Annotated in this window: 8 protein-coding genes; 3 read left to right on the top strand and 5 right to left on the bottom strand. The window is 69.4% G+C overall.

Going from position 1 to position 9,000, the window contains the following annotated elements:
* Nucleotides 1–7: 7 nt before the first annotated feature.
* A complete protein-coding gene (ilvC, locus tag ACLL81_RS11485) occupies nt 8–1,027 on the bottom strand; it encodes a ketol-acid reductoisomerase (protein ID WP_411288478.1) in 1,020 nt (339 codons plus the stop codon).
* 162 nt (nt 1,028–1,189) lie between these two features.
* On the opposite strand from ilvC, the gene arfB reads away from it, so the two are divergent.
* The 3 genes from arfB (at nt 1,190) to ACLL81_RS11470 (ending at nt 2,955) form a co-directional block, all read left to right on the top strand.
* Nucleotides 1,190–1,612, top strand: coding sequence for an alternative ribosome rescue aminoacyl-tRNA hydrolase ArfB (gene arfB, locus ACLL81_RS11480; RefSeq protein ID WP_411288477.1), 423 nt, complete (start codon nt 1,190–1,192; stop codon nt 1,610–1,612).
* Between the two features lie 162 nt (nt 1,613–1,774).
* On the top strand, nt 1,775–2,308 hold the full coding sequence (locus ACLL81_RS11475) for a hypothetical protein (protein WP_411288476.1): 534 nt from the start codon (nt 1,775–1,777) through the stop codon (nt 2,306–2,308).
* Between the two features lie 116 nt (nt 2,309–2,424).
* Nucleotides 2,425–2,955 (top strand): hypothetical protein, encoded by a 531-nt coding sequence (locus tag ACLL81_RS11470; RefSeq protein ID WP_411288475.1) that lies wholly within the window; start codon nt 2,425–2,427, stop codon nt 2,953–2,955.
* A 183-nt stretch (nt 2,956–3,138) separates the two neighbouring features.
* On the opposite strand, the gene clpB is transcribed toward ACLL81_RS11470, so the two are convergent.
* The 4 genes from clpB to ACLL81_RS11450 form a co-directional block, all read right to left on the bottom strand.
* Complete coding sequence (gene clpB / locus ACLL81_RS11465) at nt 3,139–5,721, bottom strand: ATP-dependent chaperone ClpB (RefSeq protein ID WP_411288474.1); 2,583 nt, start codon at nt 5,719–5,721, stop codon at nt 3,139–3,141.
* 98 nt (nt 5,722–5,819) lie between these two features.
* Nucleotides 5,820–7,229 (bottom strand): M20/M25/M40 family metallo-hydrolase, encoded by a 1,410-nt coding sequence (locus ACLL81_RS11460; RefSeq protein WP_411288473.1) that lies wholly within the window; start codon nt 7,227–7,229, stop codon nt 5,820–5,822.
* A gap of 350 nt (nt 7,230–7,579) precedes the next feature.
* Complete coding sequence (locus ACLL81_RS11455; RefSeq protein WP_411288472.1) at nt 7,580–8,032, bottom strand: DUF1178 family protein; 453 nt, start codon at nt 8,030–8,032, stop codon at nt 7,580–7,582.
* Nucleotides 8,029–8,844, bottom strand: a complete 816-nt coding sequence (locus ACLL81_RS11450) for a carbon-nitrogen hydrolase family protein (RefSeq protein ID WP_411288471.1) — start codon at nt 8,842–8,844, stop codon at nt 8,029–8,031. The genes ACLL81_RS11455 and ACLL81_RS11450 overlap by 4 nt, the downstream gene beginning before the upstream one ends.
* Nucleotides 8,845–9,000: the final 156 nt, after the last annotated feature.

The following is a 9,000-nucleotide window of genomic DNA, read 5'->3' as shown; positions in this document are numbered from 1 at the left end:
GGCTGGCCTAGTTGCGGGCCTGGTCCACCAGCTGGTTCTTGGTGATCCAGGGCATCATCGCCCGAAGCCGGGCGCCGACCTCTTCGATCTGGTGCTCGGAGCCGCGGCGGCGGGTGGCCTTGAAGCTGGGCTGCCCGGCCTGGTTCTCCGCCATGAAGTCGCGCACGAAGCGGCCGGACTGGATGTCCTCCAGCACCCGCTTCATCTCTGCCTTGGTGTCCGGCGTGATGATCCGCGGCCCGGTCACGTACTCCCCATACTCCGCGGTGTTGGAGATCGAGTAGTTCATGTTGGCGATGCCGCCCTCGTAGATCAGATCGACGATCAGCTTCACCTCGTGCAGGCACTCGAAATAGGCCATCTCCGGCGCGTAGCCGGCTTCCACCAGGGTCTCGAAGCCGGCGCGGATCAGCTCCACCAGCCCGCCGCAGAGCACCGCCTGCTCGCCGAACAGGTCGGTCTCGCATTCCTCGCGGAAGGTGGTCTCGATCACCCCCGAGCGGCCGCCGCCGATGGCCGAGGCATAGGCCAGGCCGAAGTCCATGGCGTTGCCGGTGGCGTCCTGGTGGATGGCGATCAGGCACGGCACGCCGCCACCCTTCTGGTACTCGCCGCGCACCGTGTGGCCGGGCCCCTTGGGCGCCACCATCAGCACGTCGATGGAGGCCTTGGGCTCGATCAGGCTGAAGTGGACGTTCAGGCCGTGGGCGAACAGCAGCGCCGCGCCGTCGCGGATGTTGGGGGCGATCTCGTCATTGTAAATCCCGCGCTGCAGCTCGTCGGGGGCCAGCACCATCATCGCGTCGGCCCACTTGGCCGCTTCGGCGACGCTCATCACCTTCAGGCCGTCAGCCTCGACCTTCTTGGCGGTGGCCGAGCCGGCCCGCAGGGCGACCACGACGTTCTTCGCCCCGGAGTCCACCAGGTTCAGCGCATGGGCGCGGCCCTGGCTGCCATAGCCTACGATGGCGATCTTCTTGTCCAGGATGCGGGAAAGGTCGGCGTCGCGGTCGTAGTAGACGCGCATGATTGTTCTCCTGAACGGGATAAGAAGGCCTTCGCGGCGCAACGCAGGTGCAGCAAAGCGCCGGCTTTCCAGCGTTTTTTTGCGCAAAGGTCAAGAGAAGCCAGGCCCTCCGGCGCCGGCCAGGGCGTCGCATCGGCCGCCAAACCGTGGCAAGCACGCCCGATGATCCCCGTCACCGACGCCATTTCCATCGACGAGGACGAGCTTGGCGAGAAGTTCGTGCGCGCCAGTGGCCCAGGCGGCCAGCACGTCAACACCTCCAGTTCGGCGGTCGAGCTGCGTTTCGACGCCCGCAATTCCCCGAACCTGCCCGACGACGTGAAGCACCGGCTGGAGCGGGTGGCCGGCAGCCGGATGAACCTGGAGGGGGTCATCGTGATCTTCGCCCAGAGTCACCGCAGCCAGGAGATGAACCGCCAGGACGCCCGCGCGCGGCTGCTGGACCTGATCGAACAGGCCACCCACAAGCCAAAGCCGCGCAAGAAGACGCGGCCCACCCTGGCGTCCAAGCTGCGCCGGCTGGAAGGCAAGACCAAGCGCTCCGGGGTCAAGGCCATGCGGGGCCGCCCGAAGGGAGACGACTAAGAGCCTGACAGCTTCAAGTGGATGCCGGTTGAAGCGCCCGTCAGGCTCTAAACTTTGGAGATAGACCCTTTTTATCCGGTTCAAGTGAATCCACTTGAACCGGAAAGGGTCTAAGCGAAGCGCTGGCATGGTTTGGCCTCATTGGCCTATATGCTGGGGCTCATGCTCCGCATCCGCCTCCTCGCCGCCGCCACCCTCCTGATGCTCGCCGCCGGTTGCGCGCCGAGCCTGGGTCCTCCCGCGCCCGGGCGCATCAGCCCGGTGGCGGACGGCGCCTTCTCCGCCGCCGACTTCGCCTGGTCGCAGGCGCCCGGCCGCAACACCATCACCGGCCGGCTGGCCTATCATCAGGGCCCGATGCGCTTCACCTGCGCCGGCGCCTCGGTGATCCTGACGCCGGAAACCCCCTGGTCGCGGCGCCGCATGGCGATCCTCTACGGCTCGGCCGACCGCGCGGCCCAGCCAACTGACGCCGTGCGCGCCCGCACCCCCCAGGCGCCTCCGGGCGACTCATCGGCCTTCATCAAGCGCACCACCTGCGATCCCGCCGACCGGTTCAGCTTCTCAGGCCTGCCCAACGGGGCCTGGTTCGTGATCACCATCGCCAGGCCGGCGGACGGCGGCAAGGCCGCCAGCGTCGCCCTGATGCGCCGGGTGGTCACCCGCGGCGGCCGCGCCACCACCCTGGAGCTCTAGGACCGTTTTCACGGGCGCAAGTCCGGCGCCTGAGCCGCGCAAGCTTCACTTTTGGAACCCGGCGGCCACCGACCCGCGTTACGGCGCCCTGAGGGATGCACCGAACGGAGGTTCGAATGCGCAAGATGATCACCGCGGCCCTGGCCGGCGCCACCCTGGCTGGCGGCCTGGCCCTTGGCGGGGCTGTCCAGGCCCAGCCCTACGGCTACTACCAGCCCGCGCCGAGCTACAATTACAGCCCCTATGCCGGCGGCTACGCCCAGCCGAACTACAATGGCGGGTACTATTCGCAGCCCGGCTACAGCGGCTACGCGCAGCCTGGTTACGCGCAACCCCGCGATAACGGCTACTATACCCAGCCTGGCTATGGCGCGAGCGGCTCCGGGATCAGCGCCGGCCTGGCCATCCTCGGCTCGGTCCTCGGCCTGGGAAGGTCGAACGGCTATACCAACAACGGTTACGCGAACGGCTACGGCAACGCCTACGGCAACGCCTACGGCAACGGCTACGGCTACGTGCCCTACGACCAGTACGGCGCCGATCCGAACGGCATGATCGCCGCCGACGGCCACCGCATCAAATGCAAGCTGCGCAGGTCATACGACAGCGACTACCGCCAGACGGTCACCCGTCGCGAGTGCCGCTAAAGCGCGCGATGGTTTAGCCGACGCGCGCCGCCGGCCCCCTCCGTCACGGCGCTGTGCGCCGCGACACCTCCCCCGCTGCGCTGCGCTTGCAGGTGAGGAGCGGCCCGCTCCTCCCCCGTGAAACGGGGGAGGGGGACCACGAAGTGGTGGAGGGGGCGCGCCAGCTCAACCGTCTCCCCGCGCCTAGTGAACCTTCGCCCGGCCGATCTCCAGGCCGTCGGCTCCGGCGTGGACGGCGATCACCGCGCCGTCCTCCAGGTCGCCGGCCAGCAGCTTGCGGGCGATGGGGTCGATCAGCGCCTTCTGGATCACCCGCTTCAGCGGGCGTGCGCCATAGACCGGGTCGTAGCCCTTGTCGCCCAGCCAGTGCAGCGCCCCCGGATCCACGGTGATGGCCATGCGGCGGTCGGCCAGCAGCTTCTCCACCCGCTGCAGCTGGATCTTGACGATCCCGTCCATCTCCGGGCGGCCCAGCCGCTTGAACAGGATGATCTCGTCGATCCGGTTGAGGAACTCCGGCCGGAAGTGGCGGCGGACCACGTCCATCACCTGCGGCCGGGCGGCGTCCACATCCTCGCCGTCGGCGAGGTTGGCCAGGTGCTCGGAGCCCAGGTTCGAGGTCATGATGATCACGGTGTTGCGGAAGTCGACCGTGCGGCCCTGCCCGTCGGTCAGCCGCCCGTCGTCCAGCACCTGCAGCAGCACGTTGAAGACGTCCGGGTGGGCCTTCTCCACCTCGTCGAACAGCAGCACCTGATAGGGCCGGCGGCGCACCGTCTCGGTGAGCGCCCCGCCTTCCTCGTAGCCCACGTAGCCCGGGGGCGCGCCGATCATCCGGCTTACCGAATGCTTTTCCATGTACTCGCTCATGTCGAGGCGGGTGATGGCGCGCTCATCGGCGAACATGAACTCGGCCAGGGCCTTGGTGAGCTCGGTCTTGCCGACCCCCGTCGGGCCCAGGAACAGGAACGAGCCGATCGGGCGGTTGGGGTCCTGCAATCCAGCCCGCGCCCGACGCACCGCTTCCGAAACCGCCAGCAGCGCCTCCTCCTGGCCGACCACCCGTCCGCGCAGGGCGTCCTCCATCTTCAGCAGCTTCTCGCGGTCGCCCTCCAGCATCTTTTCCACCGGCACCCCGGTCCAGCGTGAGACCACCGCGGCGATCTGTTCGGCGTCCACCACCTCTGGGCTGACCGTGTCCTGGGAGGCCGCGTCGTCGGCGGCGGCCAGGCGCTTCTCCAGCTGTGGGATCTCGCCATAGGCGATCTCCGAGGCGCGCTGCAGGTCGCCGCGGCGCTGGGCGGAAACCAGCTCGGCGCGCAGCCGGTCCAGGGCCTCGCGGGCCTGGGCGGCGGAGGAGACCTTGTCCTTCTCCGACCGCCAGCGGCCGGTCAGGCCGGCGGACTGGGCTTCCAGCTCGACCAGCTCCTCCTCAAGCTTCTCCAGCCGGGCCTTGGACGCTTGGTCGGTCTCCCGCGACAGGGCCTCGCGCTCGATCTTGAGCTGCACCACCCGCCGGTCGATCTCGTCCAGCTCCTCGGGCTTTGAGTCCACCGCCATGCGCACCCGGCTGCCGGCCTCGTCCACCAGGTCGATGGCCTTGTCGGGCAGGAAACGGTCGGTGATGTAGCGGTTGGACAGGGTGGCGGCCGCGACGATCGCCGAGTCGGAGATCCGCACCCCGTGGTGCACCTCGTACTTCTCCTTCAGGCCCCGCAGGATGGAGATGGTGTCTTCCACCGTGGGCTCGCTGACGAACACCGGCTGAAAACGGCGGGCCAGCGCGGCGTCCTTCTCCACGTGCTTGCGGTACTCGTCGAGGGTGGTGGCGCCCACGCAGTGCAGCTCCCCACGGGCCAGGGCGGGCTTGAGCAGGTTGGAGGCGTCCATGGCCCCCTCGCTCTTCCCGGCGCCCACCAGGGTGTGCATTTCGTCGATAAACAGGACGATCGAGCCCTCCGCGGCGGTGACCTCGTTCAGCACGGCCTTGAGCCGCTCCTCGAACTCGCCGCGATACTTCGCCCCGGCGATCAGCGAGCCCATGTCCAGCGACATCAGCTGCTTGTCCTTCAGGCTCTCGGGCACATCGCCGTTGACCATGCGCAGCGCCAGGCCCTCGACGATGGCGGTCTTGCCGACCCCGGGCTCGCCGATCAGCACGGGGTTGTTCTTGGTCCGGCGCGACAGCACCTGGATCGTGCGGCGAATCTCCTCGTCCCGGCCGATCACCGGGTCCAGCTTGCCGTCCCGGGCGGCCTGGGTCAGGTCGCGGGCGTAGCGCTTGAGGGCGTCATAGCCTTCCTCGGCCGAGGCGCTGTCAGCGGTCTTGCCCTTGCGGATCGCCTGGGCGGCGTCCTCCAGGGCCTTGGTGCTGGCGCCGGCGGCCTTCAGCGCCTCGGCGGCCTCGCCACCTTCCTTGGCGATGGCGATCAGCAGCCGCTCGGTGGTGACGAAGGCGTCCCCCGCGGCCTTGGCGCCGGCCTCGGCCTCGGCGAACACCCGCGCGGTCTCGGGCTTCATATAGAGCTGGCCGGAGCCGCCCTCGACCTTGGGCAGCTTGCTTAAGGCTTGGTCCATGGCCTTGTCGGCCTCGTCGGGACGACCGCCGGCGCTCTCGATCAGCGCCCGCGAGAGGCCGTCTTTCTCCTCGAGCAGCACCTTCAGGATGTGCTCCGGCGCGAGTTGCTGGTGGCGCCTGGCCAGCGCCAGGCTCTGCGCGGACGACACCGCCTGCTTGGCGCGGTCGGAATAGACGTCGATGTTCATCAGGTCCCCTCGGTAGGCGGATGGGCGGCCGGCGCCTCAGAAAGCACGCCGTCGCCTACCCCGATGTAGTGTGGCCCAAAGGCCACACAAGGGATGGCCTACCTGGCGTTCGCGTACAGCTTGACCACCCGGTAGAGGTATTCCCGGCCATCATAGAGCGAGCGCACGCGGATGCGCTCGTTCAGGCCGTGGGTCCCGCCCCCGTCGGCCTCGCCGAACATGCCGGAAAGACCATAGGTGGGCACCCCGGCGGCCAGCAGGAAGCGCCCGTCAGTGGCGCCCGTGGACATGGCCGGCGCCAGCGGAACATCCCCCCAGAGCTCCCGCGCCACGGCCGCGGCCGGCCCGGTGATGGCGGGCGTCAGCGGTGGGGCCGGCGAGACCGGACTTGGCTCGCCCTTGGCGGTGAAGGTGACCGCGGGATCGTCGGCCACCTGCTTCAGGGTCTGCATCACCACGGCGATGTCCTCGCCCGGCAGAATCCGGCAGTTGACGTTGGCGGTGGCCCGCTGCGGCAGGGCGTTCAGCGCGTGGCCGGCGTCGACCATCGTGGCCACGCAGGTGGTCCGCATCATCGAATTGTAGCCGGCGTCGCGGGCCAGGGCGGCCACCGAGGCGGACGGGGTCGGGTTGGCGAGCACCGCCTTCATCTCGGCGCCCACCGGGCCGCCGCGAATCGCCGACATGCGCTCGAAATGCAGGCGTGTCGCCTCGTTCAGCCGGGCGGGGAAATCGTAGGCGCCGATCCTCACCAGCGCCGCCGAAAGCCGGGTGATGGCGTTGTCCTTGGACGGCCGCGAGGAGTGGCCGCCGGGGTTGGTGATCTCCAGCCCGAAGTCCTGATAGACCTTCTCGCCGGCCTGGATGCCCAGGAACAGCCGCCTATCCCCGTCCAGACGCCCGGCCGCTCCCTCGTTCAGCGCGAACTGGGCGTCCAGGGCGCCGCGGTGGTTGGCCAGCAGCCAGCGCACCCCGTTGAACGTGTCCGGCGTCTCCTCGCCGCAGGTCAGCGCCAGCTTCAGGCCCCGGCGGGGTTTGAAGCCTTCGCGCTTGTAGCGGATCATCGCGTCGGTGAAGGCCGCGGCCATGGATTTGTCGTCACTGGCGCCGCGGGCATAGAAGTAGCCGTTCTCCTCCACCAGCTTGAACGGATCGCGCGCCCAGTCCTCGCGGCGGGCTTCGACCACGTCGATGTGGGCCAGCAGCAGGATCGGCTTCAGGCCGGCGTCGCTCCCTGCCAGGGTGGCGATCAGGTTGCCGTCCTTCGGCCGCCCGGCCGGGACCAGGACCTGGATGTCCTTGTCGGGATAGCCCGCCGCTTTCAGCCGCGCGCCCATGGCCTGGGCGGCCTGGGTGCAGGAACCCACCGAGAGCGTCGTGTTGATCTCGATAAGCTCCTTGTAGAGCCCGCGGAACTCCGCCTCGCCGGGATAGGGCTGAGCCCCCGCCGGCGCGGCGGCGCAGACGGCCAGAACGAACGCGGCCGAGCCGGCCAGTCTGCGGATCATCACGAACTCTCCCGAGGTACAGAGCCTGACGTTAGGAGGGCGCGATGGGGCGGGCAAGACGCCATCCCGGTCTGAGGTGTCGAGGATCTGCCCGGTCCAATCTGTCGAGCATCTACCCGGTTCATACCGCCGAGCCACCCCTCACCCTACCCTCTCCCCCCGCACTTCGTGTCGGGGGAGAGGAGGCGGTTGCGCGGTTAGCACTCCTCGCCCCCCGCGAAGCGAGAGGGGAGAGGGTAGGGTGAGGGGCGGCGCAGGACGCTGCGCCGCCACAGAGGTTCAGCCAGCAAGCCCAAGGTCCGGCCCTGAGGGTCGTGGCGGCGGCGGTCCCGCGCGCAGGGATGACGGGCTCAGTTCACCTGCGTCTTCTTGGGGGGCTCCGGGGGCAGGGGCGAGACGGGGACGCCGTCCTCCGCCAGGTCGCGGACTTCCTTCGCGGTGGCCTGGCCGTAGATGCCGCGTTCCTCGGCGCGGCCTTCGTGGATGGCGCGAGCTTCCCGGGCGAAGGTGTCGCCCACGTCGTCGAAGTTCTCCTCCACGTGCCGGCGGACCTGGCCCAAGGCCTCCATCATCATCGCCTGCGCCTGCGCCTGCGCCTGCGCCTGGGCGGGGCGGGACTCGGCGGCGGCCTTCTTCTTCGTGCCGGCCACCGACGGGCTCATGATCTGCTTGCGGACCGCGGTGGAGCCGCACATCGGGCAGGCCACCAGCCCCCGCGCGCCCTGGTCGTCGAAGGCGGTGGACGAGGCGAACCAGCCTTCGAATTCGTGTTCGCGGTCGCAGGTCAGCGCGTAGCGGATCATGGTCCCTGGAAGTCGCGGGCGTTGGCGAGCGCGGGGATCGCGGCTCTCGCACGGCTTACGCCGGAAAGGTCAAGCTCGGCGACAAGCACGCCCGGCTCGTCGTGGTCAAGCAGGCCGATCACCTCGCCCCACGGACCCACCACGATGGAACGGCCCCAGGTGCCGCGGCCGTCCTCGTGTTTTCCGCCCTGGGCCGGGGCCAGGACGAAGCTGCCGGTCTCGATGGCCCGGGCGCGCATCAGCACCTCCCAGTGGGCCTGGCCGGTGGGCCGGGTGAACGCCGCGGGAATGGTCATCACCTGGGCCCCCGCCAGCGCCAGCGCCCGGTACAGCGCCGGGAAGCGCAGGTCGTAGCAGACGGTCATGCCCAGCATCGCGCCGGCGGCGTCAGCCACCACGGCCCGGTCGCCGGGCTCATAGGTCTCCGATTCCCGCGACCGCTCGCCGGTGGGCAGATCCACGTCGAACATGTGCAGCTTGTCGTAGGTGGCCGCGATCTCGCCGCGCGGCGTCACCAGCATCGAGCGGTTGGCGGCCTTGCCGTCGCGGCGCTTCACCAGCGCCGAGCCGATCAGGATGGTCACCCCCAGCGTCCGCGCGGCCTCGCACAGGCCCTGAACCACCGGGTCGTCGTCGGGCGTCCGCAGCAGCGGCAGCAGCGTAGCCTTGTCCTTCTGCAGCAGGTTGGTCCCCTCCGGCGTGGCGATCAGCACCGCGCCCTGGCCCGCCGCCTCCCGCACCAGCGGCAGCACATGGGCCAGCCCGGCCTCCTGCGTGGCCGGCGTGCGCGTCTGGATCAGGGCGACCTTCATGGGGGAAGCCTACAATGATTTTGCCGGCCCCGTGGACGGGGGAGGAAAAAGGCCCGCTCAGGCGGCTTCGAGCAGCGGGTCGAGCTTGCCGGCGCGCTCCAGGGCGATCATCTCGTCTGCCTTCTTTTCTCAGTGCGGATCGAGCAACTGCTTTTT

The sequence above is a fragment of the Phenylobacterium sp. genome (assembly GCF_046590535.1).
Lineage (GTDB): Bacteria > Pseudomonadota > Alphaproteobacteria > Caulobacterales > Caulobacteraceae > Phenylobacterium.
The sequence above is the reverse complement of the archived record's forward strand: the minus strand, read 5'-3'. Positions and strand labels throughout refer to the sequence as shown.

What these genes read in the sequence shown, in the direction of transcription:
- ilvC (WP_411288478.1), bottom strand. Translation starts at nt 1,027, where the DNA reads ATGCGCGTCTACTACGACCGCGACGCCGACCTTTCCCGCATCCTGGAC.
- arfB (WP_411288477.1), top strand. Translation starts at nt 1,190, where the DNA reads ATGATCCCCGTCACCGACGCCATTTCCATCGACGAGGACGAGCTTGGC.
- ACLL81_RS11475 (WP_411288476.1), top strand. Translation starts at nt 1,775, where the DNA reads ATGCTCCGCATCCGCCTCCTCGCCGCCGCCACCCTCCTGATGCTCGCC.
- ACLL81_RS11470 (WP_411288475.1), top strand. Translation starts at nt 2,425, where the DNA reads ATGCGCAAGATGATCACCGCGGCCCTGGCCGGCGCCACCCTGGCTGGC.
- clpB (WP_411288474.1), bottom strand. Translation starts at nt 5,721, where the DNA reads ATGAACATCGACGTCTATTCCGACCGCGCCAAGCAGGCGGTGTCGTCC.
- ACLL81_RS11460 (WP_411288473.1), bottom strand. Translation starts at nt 7,229, where the DNA reads ATGATCCGCAGACTGGCCGGCTCGGCCGCGTTCGTTCTGGCCGTCTGC.
- ACLL81_RS11455 (WP_411288472.1), bottom strand. Translation starts at nt 8,032, where the DNA reads ATGATCCGCTACGCGCTGACCTGCGACCGCGAACACGAATTCGAAGGC.
- ACLL81_RS11450 (WP_411288471.1), bottom strand. Translation starts at nt 8,844, where the DNA reads ATGAAGGTCGCCCTGATCCAGACGCGCACGCCGGCCACGCAGGAGGCC.